The 16705-nt window shown below is 54.8% G+C and carries 12 protein-coding genes; 2 read left to right on the forward strand and 10 right to left on the reverse strand.

Translation table 11 applies throughout. The features are described 5' to 3' along the window. Nucleotide 1: 1 nt before the first annotated feature. From glmS to cdaA, 4 genes are all read right to left on the reverse strand, one after another. Entirely contained in the window at nt 2–1810 is a 1809-nt protein-coding gene (gene glmS / locus JUE67_RS09115; RefSeq protein WP_203637130.1) for a glutamine--fructose-6-phosphate transaminase (isomerizing), read from the reverse strand. 299 nt (nt 1811–2109) lie between these two features. Then, nucleotides 2110–3471, reverse strand: a complete 1362-nt coding sequence (gene glmM / locus JUE67_RS09120; protein ID WP_203628243.1) for a phosphoglucosamine mutase — start codon at nt 3469–3471, stop codon at nt 2110–2112. A gap of 24 nt (nt 3472–3495) precedes the next feature. Then, the gene (locus tag JUE67_RS09125) at nt 3496–4527 is read right to left on the reverse strand and encodes a CdaR family protein (RefSeq protein WP_203628242.1); all 1032 of its coding nucleotides are present in this window, start codon (nt 4525–4527) and stop codon (nt 3496–3498) included. Further along, nucleotides 4527–5369: a diadenylate cyclase CdaA gene (gene cdaA / locus JUE67_RS09130; RefSeq protein WP_203628241.1), complete on the reverse strand. Its 843-nt coding sequence runs from the start codon at nt 5367–5369 to the stop codon at nt 4527–4529. The genes JUE67_RS09125 and cdaA overlap by 1 nt, the downstream gene beginning before the upstream one ends. Nucleotides 5370–5868: 499 nt before the next feature. On the opposite strand from cdaA, the gene JUE67_RS09135 reads away from it, so the two are divergent. Both JUE67_RS09135 and JUE67_RS09140 read left to right on the forward strand, forming a co-directional pair. Then, nucleotides 5869–7299, forward strand: a complete 1431-nt coding sequence (locus tag JUE67_RS09135) for an aldehyde dehydrogenase family protein (RefSeq protein WP_203628240.1) — start codon at nt 5869–5871, stop codon at nt 7297–7299. 437 nt (nt 7300–7736) lie between these two features. After that, the gene (locus JUE67_RS09140; protein WP_203628239.1) at nt 7737–10511 is read left to right on the forward strand and encodes a cation-translocating P-type ATPase; all 2775 of its coding nucleotides are present in this window, start codon (nt 7737–7739) and stop codon (nt 10509–10511) included. Nucleotides 10512–10616: 105 nt separating this feature from the next. Here JUE67_RS09140 and JUE67_RS09145 read toward each other — a convergent pair whose 3' ends face one another. From JUE67_RS09145 to JUE67_RS09170, 6 genes are all read right to left on the reverse strand, one after another. After that, on the reverse strand, nt 10617–11387 hold the full coding sequence (locus tag JUE67_RS09145) for an epoxyqueuosine reductase QueH (protein ID WP_203628238.1): 771 nt from the start codon (nt 11385–11387) through the stop codon (nt 10617–10619). A 462-nt stretch (nt 11388–11849) separates the two neighbouring features. Further along, nucleotides 11850–12923 (reverse strand): ABC transporter substrate-binding protein, encoded by a 1074-nt coding sequence (locus tag JUE67_RS09150; RefSeq protein ID WP_203628237.1) that lies wholly within the window; start codon nt 12921–12923, stop codon nt 11850–11852. Further along, nucleotides 12907–13737, reverse strand: coding sequence for an ABC transporter permease (locus tag JUE67_RS09155; RefSeq protein WP_125698484.1), 831 nt, complete (start codon nt 13735–13737; stop codon nt 12907–12909). The genes JUE67_RS09150 and JUE67_RS09155 overlap by 17 nt, the downstream gene beginning before the upstream one ends. Next, nucleotides 13734–14555 (reverse strand): ABC transporter permease, encoded by an 822-nt coding sequence (locus tag JUE67_RS09160; protein ID WP_203628236.1) that lies wholly within the window; start codon nt 14553–14555, stop codon nt 13734–13736. Before JUE67_RS09160 ends, JUE67_RS09155 begins: the two co-directional genes overlap by 4 nt. Before the next feature lie 10 nt (nt 14556–14565). After that, a complete protein-coding gene (locus tag JUE67_RS09165; protein ID WP_203628235.1) occupies nt 14566–15654 on the reverse strand; it encodes an ABC transporter ATP-binding protein in 1089 nt (362 codons plus the stop codon). Between the two features lie 16 nt (nt 15655–15670). After that, a complete protein-coding gene (locus tag JUE67_RS09170) occupies nt 15671–16210 on the reverse strand; it encodes a helix-turn-helix domain-containing protein (protein WP_125698478.1) in 540 nt (179 codons plus the stop codon). Between the last annotated feature and the right edge of the window lie 495 nt (nt 16211–16705).

Here is a 16705-nt window from a genome sequence, read left to right on the forward strand (position 1 = left end):
CTTATTCCACAGTGACCGATTTTGCCAAATTCCGCGGCCGGTCGACGTCATAGCCGCGGTCCAAACTGGTAAAATACGCCAGCAACTGGCCCGCCACGATCGCAACCAGGGGCGTCAGACGCGGCTCGATCGCCGGGACGACCAGGTCATCGCCCACTTCCGCCAGGTCACTGGTCGCAATGATCGCCACGTGGCCCCCGCGCGCTGCGACTTCTTCGGCGTTGCTCCGCGTGCGAGCGGCCGTTAATGGATCCGTGACAAACGCAACGGTTGGCGTGCCCGGCTCGATCAGCGCGATCGTGCCGTGTTTCAGCTCGCCCGCCGCAAATCCCTCTGCATGGACATAGGAGATCTCCTTGAGCTTCAGCGCCGCTTCTAAGCTCACCGCATGATCACTGCCGCGGCCGATATAAAACGCGCGGTCCTGGCCGGCAAAAAGCGTGGTCGCCAGTTCGTGAAGGCGCGCCTGTTGATCGATCAAAGTCTGCTGCCCGGCTGCGGCCATGCTTAACCAGTGCGTCACATCAAACTTGGTGGCTGCCTCGGTCCCTTTGAAGTCGCCGAGCGCTTTTGCCAGCAAGGCTTCCACCGCGACCTGCGCCGTGTATGCCTTCGTGGAGGCCACAGCGATCTCGGGGCCGGCGTGAAGGGCGAGCACATGATCCGCCTCGCGGGCCAATGTGGAGGTGACGACATTGGTGATCGTCAGGGTCGGCGCCCCCATTTTTTTCACCTTGACCAAGACCTCGCGAATGTCCGCGGTCTCACCACTTTGCGTGAGGAAAATAAACAGTGGGTGGGCAGACAGCAAAGGCAAATGATACCCAAATTCGCTGGCCAAATGAACTTCAACGGGCACATACGCGAGGCTCTCAAACAGCGGCTTGCCGATCAGCCCAGCATGATAACTGGTTCCTGCCGCCACGATATACAACCGGTCCGCCGCCGCCAATGCTGACAAAAGCGCTGCAGGCATCTCAACTTGCCCATCTGCCTTCGTGTAGGCCGCAAGCAATCGCCGCATCACGATCGGTTGCTCATTGATCTCCTTCAGCATGTAAAACGGATAGGGACCCTTATCAGCCTCGGCCGCATCGATCGTCACGGTGATCGGCGCGCGGTCGATCTGTTGACCCGCCAGATCCTCGATCTGAACCTGCGAGGCCATCAGCGTCACCACTTCCCCATCATTGAGCTCAAGGAACTGGTCCGTCAGCTCGATCATGGCCAACGCATCCGAGGCAACCAAGTTGAACCCGTCCCCCTTGCCGATCAGCAGCGGACTTTTATTTTTCGCGGCATACAACACCGCCGAATCATCGCGGTCAGCCAGGCAAAATGCATACGAGCCTTCCAGCAAGCCAAGTGTTTTGACAAAAGCGTCATGCGCCGTCAGCCCACCTTGGGCAAAATGGGCGATCAGCTGCACCACCACCTCCGTATCCGTTTCGCTCGCAAAAGTGACATCACTCAAATACGTCGCGCGCAACGCCGCTGCATTGGTGATCACGCCATTGTGGACCAGATAAAAGCGCCCATCCGCAGACACATGGGGGTGCGCATTGGCCTCGGTGGGTCTGCCATTTGTGGCCCACCGGGTGTGGCCGATGCCCATCGTCCCTGTCACATCGGGGCCAATTGCCTGCGCGAGTGCCGCGATCTTACCCACGGCCTTCACCAACCGCGCAGATCCGGCGCCGGCCGTATAAATACCGGCCGAGTCATAGCCGCGATATTCCAGTTTTTGCAATCCTTGCAGCAAAACTTGCGGCGCATCCTCGCGCCCGATCACACCGACGATTCCACACATAAGACAACATCCTTTTCTTTGAACGGGATTGGCACAGCTGATATCCCCGTATTGGTTTTTGGTTTAACATTGTCTACTGTATTTCGGCTATCACATAAAGTCAACATTTTTTAAAACTGGTATAGGTAATTTTAACATTATTGGTATAGGTCAATTTGGCAAAAAAAAGATGCCCACTCCGTCTCCGGAAAAGGCATCTCTTTCTTGTACACCCACTGATTGGTGTGCGATTGGTCAGTTGCATTGCGTTGAAGCGGTCAAGCCGAAGCCTTAACGTAACGTGGTTGCAGGACTTCGCGTTAGTCCGCTGCGCCCATCTGCTCCTCGACAACGGCCACAATGCGATCCACGTAAGTATTGACCAGCGGCTCTGTTTTCGCCTCGGCCATCACGCGCAGCAGCGGTTCGGTCCCACTTGGGCGGACGAGAACGCGGCCATCATCACCCATGTCCGCTTCAACGGCGTCAATGGCGTCTTGAATCGCGGGGTAAGCCTGCCAATTGTTTTTGTCAGACACTGGGACATTGACCAACTTTTGCGGGTAGGTCTGCACCGGGGCCGCAAGCTCGGACAATTTTTTACCCGTCCGCTTCATGATCGACAGCAATTGAAGCCCCGTCAGCATGCCATCGCCCGTGTTGTGATAATCAAACAAGATCACGTGGCCGGACTGTTCGCCGCCGATATTGTAGCCGTGCGCGCGCATCTCATCGGACACGTGGCGGTCGCCGACTGCGGTCTGGACAGACTTCATATCAGCCGCCGCCATGGCCTTGTACAAGCCGAGATTGCTCATCACAGTCGTCACGATCGTATCCTGCTTGAGCCGACCTTGGCGCTTCATGTCCGCGGCGATGATGTACATGATCTTGTCGCCATCGACGATCTGCCCCAACTCGTCGACCGCGATGCAACGATCCCCATCGCCGTCAAACGCCAGCCCAGCTTGTGCGCCTTTGTCCACCACCAGTTTGGCCAGCGCCTCCGGATGCGTCGAGCCAACATTCTTGTTGATGTTCAGCCCATCCGGATGCGTCGCCATGGTGTCAAAATTAGTCTCAACATCCGCAAACAAGCGTGAGACAAGGCCACTGGTTGCGCCATTTGCGGCATCCACGGCCACATGGATACCCGACAGATCATCACTGATGGTCTGTTCCAAAAACTGGAGGTATTTCAGCGAGCCTTCCGGATAATCCGAAACGGTGCCAAGGCCTTCTGCAGCTGGCCGAGGCAGCGTGTCTTCCGGGGCATCCAGCAAGGCTTCGATCTCCTCTTCGGTCTCGTCGGACAGCTTGTAGCCATCTGGGCCGAAAAACTTGATGCCGTTGTCGGCAGCCGGGTTATGGGATGCGGAGATCTGAATGCCGGCATCGGCACTTTGCACCTTGATCAAATAGGCCACGGCCGGGGTCGTGATCACCCCAAGTGAGAGCACCTCGATGCCGACCGACAGCAGGCCGGAGATCAGCGCATCCGCAAGCATCTGGCCGGACGCACGGGTATCCCGCGCGACAAGGACTAACGGGCGCTTATTTGGATCCTGTGTGTGCTGGGTCAGAACATACCCGCCGCAGCGGCCCAGGCGAAAAGCCATTTCCGGGCTCAATTCCTTATTCGCGATTCCACGCACACCATCGGTTCCAAAATACTTTGTCATGATCTTTGCCTCATTTCATTTTTCTCAGTCATTATCGGAGGAGGAGCTACTGCTGGCGCGATCGGCGCTTGAGCTTGAACTTGAGCTTGCAGCCGACTTGGCGACGCTGATCGTCACCTTAAGCGACGCAGGCGACACTTTGTTGAGTTTCGTATCCACCCCACTCAAGTCGAGCGTCTTGGTCGTATTTTCGGTGATTCCAGAAACGTCGACTGGCACTTCAAGTGAGTCGATCTTATTGAGGACGGCGTTGGCACCGTAAACTGTCACGTTTTTGGTGCTGGTCGTCAGCGCATAGACGAGCGAGTCGTTGGCGGTCCCTGTCTGCTTCAGCGTCACCGGAACTTTTTTGCTTGGCAGCGAGACTGGCAACTTCACCGTCACGGTTTCCGGCGACAGCACAACATTGACCGTATTGCCTTTTTCATCCAGCGCCTGAAGAAGGACTTGCTGGGACACATCGGCCTTCGTGTTGCGCGCCATCACAATATTCGCGACGACTTGATAGATCCGGTCGATCTCGCCCTTGCCTCCGGTCGCCTCGGCCGTGACCGTGGACAGACTCGGCGTCCCCGCTTCATAATCCGGGGCGAGGCTGTCCTTGTTGTATTTGACCTGAATCGGCAGCTGCAGCGACTTGCGGTCCTGAATCTTGATCTTCACCGTTTCCGGCTTGATCGAATAAGTCAGATCCTTGTTCAGCCCATCTTCCTTGAGTTTCACCGTGTGCGTGCCGACACCAAGGCCACCGAGTTCCGCAATCACGCGAAAATTCATCGTGTTGGCCGTCACCGTGACCAGACTGGCACTGCCTGACAGTGTGACTGACACCTTGTCGGGATACCCCGTGATGAAATACTTGTCCGTGTTCGCGTTCAGCTGAAGTGGGACCTTCAGCGTGCGGGTGGTCGTGGCGGTGATGGCCGTGTTGTTGGTGCGGTTCTGGCGTGTGTTGTTCAGATTTTCCGCATTAACATAGGCAAACAACCCGATCGCCAGCAGCAACGCCAAGATGCGATAGAACCATTTACTTTCCCATAATTTATCAAAATGCATCACTTCGACCCCCCTTTATGCGTGAGGCCGGCGAAAAACTCCGCAAAGCGGCTCTGCTTTGCTTCATCTGCAGGCACCAATTGGGCAGTCAAAAGCTTGAGGTAATCTTCGCGGGTCAGATCACGAATCAAATTATTGTTTGTCGTGATCGTCACGCCGCCAGTCTCCTCTGAGATCACGATCGTCAAAGCGTCCGTCACCTCACTGATCCCGACCGCGGCGCGATGCCGCGTCCCGAGCTCTTTGGGAATCAGATTGCTTTCCGACAGCGGCAGGTAGGCAGCCGCGACCGCGATGCGATTATCGCGAATGATCACCGCCCCATCATGCAACGGGGTGTTGGGAATGAAGATATTGATCAACAGCTCCCCAGACACATCGGCATCGATCGGAATCCCTGTTTCAATGTAATCCTCAAGTCCAGTCTTTTGCTGAATGGTGATCAAAGCACCGATTCGACGTCGGCTCATATATTGAATCGCCTTGTCCAACTCTTTGACGAGGCGCACTTCGATCTCGTGCTCATTAGGCTTGTTCCATGGCATGATCGAGCCGCGGCCGAGATGCTCAAGCCCGCGCCTGATCTCCGGTTGAAAAATGATGACCAAGACCGGCACCGACCACGTGATGATCAGATCCGTGATCCAGCCCAGCGTCCGCAGTTGCAGATACCAAGAGACGATCTTGATCGCCGCAACGACGAAGACCCCCTTGAACAACTGGACCGCCTTTGTCCCGCGCACCAGCATGATCAACCGATACGCGAGAAACCATACCACGAGGATATCGATCGTGTTGGCCACCGTCGACCAGCGCAACAAGCCAGACAAAAAAGTCTGCATGTCAACTCCTCCATTTCCGATTTGCAATTAATTATACCACGAGCAAGGAGCGGGGGCGCGCGGTCCTGAGAAAGGGTGCGCAGCCGAGCGTTTAGGGGTGGGCAGCTAGTGCGGCCTGGGCGCTTGATGGCGTATTTTGCCATCGGGCGACCAGGACGACTAGATGGCCCACCCCTGCTCGGCGGAGCCCAACTGTGAAGGGTGCGCAGACCCGCGGGATGATGGGGCAGGTGATTCCCTCGTTTGTCAAATCCCCGCCTCGCCGCCTGTCACCACCGAAAAAAACTTCTGTCTCAATACAGAAAAAATGAAATCGCCGCCATTCCTTGCAAAAGTTCGTGAAGGTTTTTTCAGACTTCCCGTCAGCTCGGCGTTTCTCGGCGCAACCGAAATGGTGTGAAAAACCATGTGTACACCTGTTACATCACGTTTTCACGGTGTTTACAAGTAGCTGTTGGCTCGCTACGATAAAGAAGAACAACCAAGGAGATGGCAGATCATGGCAACAACAGTTACACAGTTAAAACCGCAATTGAATTCACAAAACAAGCCCGAGCTTGAGATCGAGTCTCTCGTCCGCCAAGCACAAGTGGCCTTCAACGCCTATCAGCAGTTCACCCAGGCGCAAGTCGACGCCGTTTGCGAAGCCGTCGTCAAAACAGCGATCAATCATGCAAAAGACCTCGCATTTTTGGCCTGGAAGGAAACGGGTCGTGGCGTCGCCGAGGATAAGGCGATCAAAAACATCTACGCGAGCCAATACATTTGGAACAACATCAAAGACACCCACACTGTTGGCTTGATCGATGAAGACCCGGCCAATGGATTGACCCGCTATGCCGAGCCATTGGGCATTATCGCCGGCGTCACACCAGTCACCAACCCAACGTCGACCGTTATCTTCAAAGCTTTGCTGGCATTGAAGACCCGAAACGCGATCATTTTTGGCTTGCATCCCCAGGCTCAACAATGCGGTGCGGCGACCTGCCGCCTGCTTGAGACAGCTGCTGAAAAAGCCGGAGCGCCGGCCGGTCTGATTCAGTACATTCATACGCCGAGCATCGAGGCCACCAACGCGCTGATGAACGATTCGCAGATCGCGCTGGTACTGGCGACGGGCGGCCCCGGCATGGTGAAAGCTGCCTATTCCACCGGCAAGCCCGCGCTCGGGGTTGGCCCTGGCAATGCGCCGGCTTACATCGAGGCCTCGGCCGATATCGACGCCGCAACCACCGACATCGTCCTCAGCAAATCTTTTGACAACAGCATGATCTGCGCCAGCGAAAACAGCATCGTGGTTGACCGCAGTATCTACCCCCGCGTGAAAGCGGCGTTTCAAGCGCGCGGTGCCTATTTTGTGCCGGATCAAGACGTCGCAAAGCTCAGCGCGGCGGTCATCGATCCACAGCGCCACACGGTCCGCGGCCCGATCGCCGGCCAATCCGCAGAAAAGATCGCCCGTGCCGCCGGTCTCCATGTGCCTAAGGGAACTAAGCTGCTGATCGCAAAACTCGATGGCATTGGCGTCAACTTCCCGCTATCTGGGGAAAAACTCTGCCCTGTTTTGGCCTGCTATGTCGCACCAGACCAATCATCCGCATTTTCCCTTTGCCGCGCACTGCTGGATCACGGCGGCCTCGGCCACACCGCCGCGGTGCATACCACCAGCGACGATGTGATCACGGCCTTTGGCGAAGCGATGCCTGCTTGCCGGATCCTGGTCAACACACCTGCCAGCCTTGGCGGGATCGGTGGCCTTTTCAACAAGCTCACACCCTCGCTCACCCTGGGCACCGGCTCTTACGGGAAAAATTCGATCTCGCATAACCTCACCGTGATGGACTTGCTCAACATTAAAACGGTCGCCCGCGCCACACGCCACCCAAATGAGCTCATCGGCGAACTGCGCGATCTGATTCACGAAAATTAACTGCGGGTCGCGTCACGAGCCTTCCACGTCCGCTTATTCGTCAAAACATCGGACCTAGGACAAAGCAAAGGTTTTGTCCCGGGTCCTTTTTGGTGCACTAATATTACAGCAGTGTCGTGGGCCAAATGTCCGGGTCCGATCAGCTAAGGCGCTACGCAATTGAGCCTGTAGGACGCAGGCGTCTAACGGGCTCATTATCCACTCACCTGGTCCAAAGTTCGCACCTGGCGCTTGGAACACTTACCTGTCGGACCCAAAAACGACATTTGTCCCACTTCCTTTTTTATTTAACAAATATTGCTATGAGACGCCAGCGACAGCTTCCGGCTTTTTCCCATCAAAACCGCCGAAAATGGTCTCGGCGTCTAGCAAAGCGTTAAAATATGGGTGAAGCGACCAACTGCCGCCCTCTTAATTGTAGGAAGGAACATCAGAATATGACTGCATCCGATCAAAAACGTGAGCGCTTTGCCGCCGCGTCAAATGAAGACGTGCTTGAGACGCTGCACAGTCGCGTCGAGGGCCTTTCATCGGCAGAGGCAACGGCCCGCCTGACCCAATATGGCCCCAATCGTATCACCCGCGCAAAGCAGCAATCTCAGCTGAAAATATTTCTCAAGAACTTCATCAGTCTCATGGCGATTCTGTTGTGGGTCTCCGGGCTCATCGCCATGCTGACCGGCACGCCGGAGCTTGGCATCGCCATTTGGCTGGTCAACATCATCAATGGCTGTTTCAGTTTTTGGCAGGAGTTTCAGGCGAAAAAAGCCACAGATTCGTTGATGGCGATGCTGCCAACCTACACCCAAGTCTACCGAGACGGCCAACTCCAACAAGTCGATGCGACCCAGATCGTCCCCGGAGACGTCTTTGAACTGCAGGCCGGCAACGCGATTCCAGTCGATGCCCGTCTGCTTGAAGCAACCTCGGTCCAAGTCGACCAAAGTGCCTTGACTGGCGAATCGGTGCCAGAATCCAAGTTTGTTAAATACGATCCAGGCGAAGGCGAATTTGCCGAGTCAAACCTGGTCTACGCTGGCACCAGCATCGGCGCAGGCACCGCGAAAGCCGTCGCGATCGCCACTGGCATGAACACCGAGTTTGGCCAGATCGCCAGCCTCACCCAGCAACAGACCAAATCCGCCAGTCCCCTGCAGCGTGAGCTCAACCGCCTGACCAAGCAGATCTCTCTGATCGCGATCGGCATCGGCCTCGCCTTTTTCATCGCCGCGATCTTTTTTGTCCACTATCCCGCGGCCAAGGCCTTCATTTTTGCGCTGGGCATGATCGTCGCCTTCATTCCGGAAGGCCTGTTGCCCACAGTCACACTTAGCCTGGCTCAAGGCGTGCAGCGCATGGCGAAGAAACACGCCCTGGTCAAGGATCTCAATTCAGTTGAGACCCTTGGCGAGACCACGGTGATCTGCTCCGATAAGACTGGCACGCTCACGCAAAATCAGATGACGGTAAATCACATCTGGACCCGCGACAAGACCTTCACTATTTCAGGCGAAGGCTATGTCGCAAATGGCAAGGTGAAAAAAGACGGTCAGGTCATCACCTATCGAGACGACTCGGATCTGAATAAATTGATCACGGTCGCAGCCTTGAACAACGACACCACCGTCGAACAAGACGAAGCCGGGACACCCAAGATTCTCGGGACGCCGACTGAAGCGGCGCTGGTGATCGTCGCGCAAAAAGCTGGCTTTGATGTGGCCGCGGCCGTGGCAGCTGCCCCGCGCCTGAAGGAATTCCCATTTGACTCCGAGCGCAAGCGGATGTCCACTGTGCATCAACATGACGCCCATACCTTGTCGATCTGCGCGAAAGGCTCGCTGAGTGACACGTTGAGTCAGTGCACCACCATTGCAGATGATGGCAAAATTCGCCCGCTGACCGACGACGACAGACGCGCCATTGATGCTGCCAATCGTCATTATGCGGTGCAAGGCCTGCGCAGTCTGGCCGTCGCCTATCGCGAGATTCCAGCCGCAGCGGATCAGGCAGCCCAGGTGGACGCGCTGACCATCGAAACCGCTGAACAGGACCTGACCTTTCTTGGCCTGACCATCATGGCCGATCCGCCGCGTCCCGAAATCTATGACGCCATCGAAAAATGTCACCACGCCAACATCAAGATCATCATGGTCACAGGCGACTCGACCCTGACCGCCAAATCGATCGCGGTGAAGATCGGCCTGACCTCTGACAAGGCCCGCGTCGTGACCGGCACCGAGCTCGACGCAATGTCTGAAGCGGACCTGCAAGAGGCGCTGCGGGGCGAGATCATTTTTGCCCGGGTCGCCCCGGAACAGAAATACAAGATTGTTTCGACCTTGCAGAAAAATGGCGAGATCGTTGCCTCCACCGGAGATGGCGTCAACGATGCCCCTGCGCTGAAAAAAGCGGATATCGGCGTCGCCATGGGAGTCACGGGGACCGATGTGGCAAAAGATGCTGCCGATATGATCCTGACCGATGATAATTTTGCCTCGATCGTCAGCGCGATCGAAGAAGGCCGCACCGTCTACGCGAACATCCAGAAGTTTCTGACGTACATTCTGACCTCCAATATGCCAGAGGCCTTTCCATCGATTCTGTTCCTCTTCTCGCGCGGGCTCATTCCCCTGCCAATGACCGTCATGCAGATTCTCACCGTCGATCTCGGCACCGACATGTTGCCGGCGTTGGGGCTTGGCGCGGAAAAAGCGGAGCCAGGCATCATGCACCAGCCGCCGCGCAAACGCACCGCACATCTGATGAACAAACACGTCCTGTGGACCGCTTTTGCCTGGTACGGCTTGATCGCCAGCCTGATCTCCACCGGCGCCTATTTCTTCGTCAACGTGCAAAATGGCTGGCCAAGCGTACCACTTGCGGCCAGCGGCACCGTTTATGCCCGCGCGACGACCCTCGTGTTAGGTGCGATCGTCTTTTCGCAGATCGCCAACGCGCTGAATTGCCGGACAAAGACTGTGTCCGTGATGCGGTTTGGCATTTTCTCCAACCACCGCATCTGGTTTGGCATTCTGTTTGAGATCGCCCTCTTCGCCTTTCTCGCGTATACCCCTGGCGTTCAGGCACTATTCAACACGACCGCGATCACCGCGGCAGACTGGCTCTTCCTCTTTATCATCCCGATTCCGATCTTTTTGATCGAAGAGCTACGCAAATACTTGGTGCGCCGGATGGCCAAGACCATTAACTGACTTCTGAAGTCGCGGACCGTTGCCCGCGACTTTTTTTGTCCAAAAATTTTCTGACACCATTTTTTCGCCATGCAAAAAGGCCGAGGAGCTGTCCCCGACCCTTACTCAAATTGACTCCGCCTTGGCTGCGATGTTGAACTGAATCGCCGCAAAGTCGTCGTTTTCATGCTGCGCGACATATTGCGTGGCCTCACGATTGACCGCCGCCAGATCGATGCCCTGCTTTTTCGCCGCGAACAGGCACCCACAGTAGCATTGCCGATACACATTATATTCGGCGCACATTTCCACGGAGCGCTTGTAGCCGCCCCGCTTCTTGAAGTCGCTAGGCAGATACGCCACATTGTAAAGATGCTGGATCTCAAGGCCCCCTTCGTTGATCCACTGCGCATTTTTGCTTGGACTGATCGTCAGGGTGCTGCCGAAATAATCGAAACCCAATTCCTGCGCTTTGGCGGCCACCGCATCCAGTCGAAAATCATAACAGACTTTGCAGCGTGCGCCGCCTTCTGGTTCATCCTTCAAGGCCTTGGTCTGTGCCAGCCAATCACTTGGCCGATACTCGGCACTGATGAAATGGACGTCATTGCCTGTTTTTTGATTGAAATCGAGAATGAACTGTTCCTGAACAAGCTTGCGGCGCTCATATTCCATCCGCGGATGAATGTTCGGGTTGTAATAGTAGATCGTGACATCCGCGAATTGCGTCAAATATTCCAACGTGTACGTGCTGCAAGGCGCGCAGCAGCTGTGCATCATGAGCCGCGGCCGGGCGCCATCGCGCTGCCAGCCGGCGATCACTTCCTGCAGAATCCGATCAAAATTGATTTTCTGTCCTTGTTCAAACTCCGCTGCGATCTGATCATATTCCAGCATGCCTCACACCTCACTTTGTCTTTTTATTATGCGGCAAAACGGCAGCGGTCGCAATGACAAGGTTCCTTGGGTTGAAGTATCATCAACTGACCGGCAACTATGCTAGACATCGGGCTAGATTGGCTTCTGATCTATTTACGTCAGAACGATGTGTTAGTTTTGGTGCTGGTAGCCACCGGATCACACAAAAACTTGCTCGGAAAATGAGTCGTCCATTGCGGGCGGCTCTTTTTTTGCTTCGTTGCTTCCCAGTTTGCGCCTATCACTTCTTCTGCTTGAGGCCAATCATCACGTGCGCTATTCGAAACTGTGGACCGGCAACGACGGGCGAAAATGTGGTACAGAAAAATGTCCCCAATCCGTCCCACACTTTGATGAGAACGCCCGGGCAACGAAACAAAAAAGCCCGAGACGAGCGCCGTTATATCGGCATTCTCATCTCGTGCTTTAGTGTTGTTTTCCCTATCTCCGGTACATCTTAAACTCAAGAAAAAGATCGTTATACAGCCCAACTGTCTTCGGCGCTAAATTCCGATAGACTTCCGAACGATCGAGCACCTCTTTGCCTGGATAGAAGTTCTTGTCGTTGCGGACATCCTTAGGCAACAACTTCTTCGCCGCATCGTTTGGCGTAGAATACCCGACATAATCCGCGTTTTGCGCCGCATTTTTCGGATCGGTCATGAAGTTCAAGAAGGCGTAGATCGCCTTGAAATTCTTGGCCGTCTTTGGAATGACAAAGTTGTCGAACCAAAGATTAGAGCCTTCGCTTGGCACGATGTAATGCAAGTGGCTGTTGGAAGCCATCATATCCGCGGCCTCCCCGGACCAATCAACGGCCACGGCTGCCTCATTGTCCGCCATGTACATCTTGATCTCATCCGCCACGACGGCCTTCACGTTTGGCGACAGCTGATCGAGCTTGGCCTTGGCCAGTGCCAGCGTTGTCGGGTTGGTCGTATTCATCGACTTGCCAAGCGACACCAGCGAAAAGCCGAGAATGTCGCGGGCCGAGTCGATCAACATGATGTTCCCCTTCCAGCGCGGATTCCACAGATCATTCCAATGCTGGAGTTCTGAGGCCTTCGCGAATTTGTCATTATAGACAATGCCCAGGGTCCCCCAAAAATAGGGCAGGCTGTACTTGTTGCCGGGGTCAAAACTCTGGTTCATGAACGAGGCGCCATAATTGGAAAGCCCCTTGAGCTTGCTTTTATCCAGCGGAATGAGGAGCTTATCTTCCGCCATTTTTTCGACCATGTACTCCGATGGGACGGTCAGATCATACGAGGTGCCACCCTGCTGAATCTTAGTGTACATCGCCTCGTTGGAATCGAAGGTCTCCATGTTAACGTGATAGCCGGTCTCTTTTTGAAACTTCTTGATCAGCGCGGGGTCGATGTAGTCACCCCAGTTGGCAAAATTGAGCGTGTTACTGCCAGTTGCGCCTTGGCTGCGTTGCAGGTCCTGGCTCCAAAATGCGAGTCCGAGCGCGACAGCCAGAATCGCGACTGCCATACTAATGAGCCGCTTCATGAATGATCGCCTCACTTTCTTTACGATGCTTCGCCTTGCGCGACTGACTGCCTTGCTGGATAAAGTAATACCCGATCACCAGCAGCAGCGCAAAGATGAACATCACGCCAGACAAGGCATTGATCTCAAGCGAGATGCCCTGGCGTGCGCGCGCATAGATCTCGACGGCAAGCGTTTGAAACCCGTTGCCGGTCACGAAGAAGGTCACGGCGAAATCATCCAGCGAATAAGTGAACGCCATGAAAAAGCCAGACAGAATACCCGGGGTGATGAATGGCAACACCACGCGCGCCAAGGTCTGTGAATTTGTGGATCCCAGATCGCGCGCCGCATCGAGCATCGATTGCTGCATCTCCTGGAGCTTTGGCAACACCATCAACACCACGATCGGAATAGAAAACGCAATGTGGCTCATCAACACAGAGCCAAAGCCCAGCGGAATCTTCAACGCGGTGAAAAAGATCAAGAAGCTGGCCCCGATGATAACATCCGGCGAGACCATCAGAATGTTGTTCAACGACAGCACCGTGTTTTTCACCAATGGCCGCACAGTCCGCGAGATCGCCAAGGCCCCAAGCGTGCCAACGATCGTCGCGATCAAACTCGACAGCAGCGCCAGCATCAAGGTGTCGACCACGATCTGAATCATGCGTGTATCGGCAAACAATTCCGCGTAATGCGCCAAGGTGAAGCCATGAAACCCGCTCATGCGTTCGCCTTCGGAAAAAGAATAGGCGATCAGATAAATGATCGGCACATACAGCATGACGAACACAAAGATCAGATAGAGGTTGGTCCACTTCCATTTTTTCATGCGCGCTTCGCCCCTTTCTTCCGCCGCTCTCCCGTCAGGAACATGATGATGAACATGGCCACGATCAGGACAACGCCGATGGTCGAGCCCATCCCCCAGTTCATGGTAGTGAGGAAATGCTCCTCGATCGCGGTCCCAAGCGTGATGACCCGGTTACCGCCGATGAGCCGTGTCAGCATGAACAAGCTCAGGCTTGGAATGAACACCGCCTGCACGCCGGCTTTGACCCCGCTCATCGTCAGCGGCAAGATCACATGCGTAAACGTCTGGGACCATTTTGCCCCAAGGTCGCGGCTCGCGTTGACATACCCCTCGTCGAGCTCCTCGATGCCGTTGAAGATCGGCAGAATCATGAATGGAATCTCAATGTAACTCGCCACGAAGATAAAGGAAAAATCGGTGAACAGAATTTGCTTCGGCGCGATGCCAAAGAGGCCGAGGAAATTGTTGACGCCACCGTCTTGGCTAAAAATACCGATGAACGCATACGCCTTCAGCAGCAAATTGATCCAGGTCGGTAAAATGATCAACAGCAGCCATAGCTCCTTGTGCTTGGCGTAATGCAGCAGATACGCCGCTGGATATGAGATCACCAGCGTCACCAGGGTGATCAAAAACGCGTACCACACGGAATTGATCGTCATCATGATGTAGGTGCCGGACTGAAAATAGGTCGCATAATTGCCCAGCGTGAACTGGCCGTCAATGTCAAAAAAGCTTTGATAGATGATCAAGATCACCGGGGCAATGACAAACAGCACGATCCACAAGGCGTATGGCACATAAAAGGCGAGACTTGTCGCCGTGTTTTTCTTCATCTCGCCCCTCCTATTCGCCTTCGTAGCTTTCAAGACGCGCGTCGAAATCTTCCTCGGATTCGTTCAAACGCATGACATGAATGTCCTCTGGATCAAAGGTCAGATCCACGCGGTCGCCATCTTTGGCCGGATTGGTCGAATGAATCAACCACTCATTTTTCGCGTCATCGTACGCCACGATCTCGTAATAATCGCCGCGGAAGAGCTGGGTGTCCACGTCAACGGTGACCTTGCCCTCGCCGACCGCCGTGATGTCCAGATCTTCCGGCCGCAGCACCACTTCGACCGGTTCGTTAGGCCGCATCCCCGCATCGGCACATTCAAATTCTTTTCCGTTGAATTCGACGACAAAATCCTTGACCATGTGGCCGGAAACGATGTTGGACTCGCCGATGAAATCCGCGACGAAGTGGTTGATCGGCTCGTCATAAATATCGACCGGCGTCCCGCTTTGCTGGACCTCGCCATCGCTCATGACGAAGATCTCATCGGACAGCGCCAAGGCCTCCTCTTGGTCATGGGTGACAAACAGGAACGTGATGCCCAGGCGCTGCTGCAATTCACGCAGTTCGTACTGCATGTCCTTGCGCAGTTTGGCATCAAGTGCCGACAGCGGTTCGTCGAGCAGCAACACCTCTGGCTCCAGCACGATCGCCCGGGCGATCGCCACACGCTGCTGTTGCCCACCGGAAAGCTCAGAGATCTCGCGGTTTTCATAGCCCGACAAGCGCACCATTTTCAACGCCTTATCGACACGCTCTTTGATCTCGGCTTTGGGCCGCTTTTGAATGCGAAGGCCATACGCCACGTTGTCCAACACGTTCATGTGCGGAAACAGCGCATAGTCTTGAAACACCGTGTTGACCCGGCGCTTGTTGGCCGGCACGTCGTTGATCTTTTCGCCATTGAAAAAGACTTCCCCTTCGCTGACATCCAAAAAGCCAGCGATGGCGCGCAAGATCGTGGTCTTCCCCGACCCCGATGGCCCCAGCAAGGTGTAAAACTTGCCCTGCTCGATCTCGATGTTGATGTCCTTGAGCACCTCGGTGTCGCCGTAGCGCTTGTAGACATGCTTCAATTCAACGATAACGTTGCTCATTTCCCCCAGCTCCTCACTAAAGATATGATGCGGTCGCGACTAGGAGCACCTCGGAGATGCCCTTGGCCGCATTGACGATGCGATGCTGCTGCGTCGCGTGAAAATAAATGGTCTCGCCAGATTTGGCGATGTAGCGCGCCTCGCCTAATTCAAGCGCGATCTTACCATGCGTCACATAAATGAAGGTCTCAGCAGGCGATGGCTCAAAGGTCTTGAAGACGCCTTCTTGCTCAAAGCGAATGCGCACCGGCTCCATTTCATTCTCATTGCTTTCCGGTACCAGCCACCTGAGCTGATAGCCGCGCTCTTCGTCGCTGTATTCAACTTGGTCCGCTTTGGGATACACGATCTGCTCGCGGCGCCCCTCTGCGAAAAATTGTGCCGGCGTTTGCCCCAGCACATTCAGCAAGTCAAAAAAAGTTTCCATCGACGGTGAGCTTTGATCGTGCTCGATCTGAGAGATATACCCCTTAGTCAGATCGGTGCGCTCCCCAAGTTCCTCTTGCGTGAGGTTCTTTTGAATGCGCAGATCGCGGATCTTTTGCCCGATGTCCATACATTGCCTCCAGGTTTCGTTAAACTAAACTTTTTGTTTAATCACAACTCCGCCTATTATATCGGCTCCGCTAGATTTTTCAAGCATTTTGACTCGCATTTTAGAATGTCATGAAAATGCAATGTTGGTTTACTGGCAGTCGCACTGGCAGTTTACCAGAATACTAGGATCTTCATGTTCGCTGACAAAAATCATCATCGCGCGTCCCGCTTCGGCGAAGCGCTGGCGAAGCGTAAAAAGGAAAGTGGGACAAACGTCGGACCTGAACATTTGGCCCACGACACTGCTGTCACATGACTGCACTACAAAAGGGGCCTGCCCCGTATCTTTGGACTCGGCCCCTCACTCATCACTTCCTATTATCTATGCCTGTGCGACATCGCCGCCCCTATTCTGACTTGGTCTTGGGTTGATGCTTAGATGCTGTATATCTCTCTGGAAAATAGCCATATTTTTGCCGATCATCACCTCCGTCGACCCCCGGGTGATCACGCC

This window comes from Lacticaseibacillus mingshuiensis, assembly GCF_016861785.1.
Lineage (GTDB): Bacteria > Bacillota > Bacilli > Lactobacillales > Lactobacillaceae > Lacticaseibacillus > Lacticaseibacillus mingshuiensis.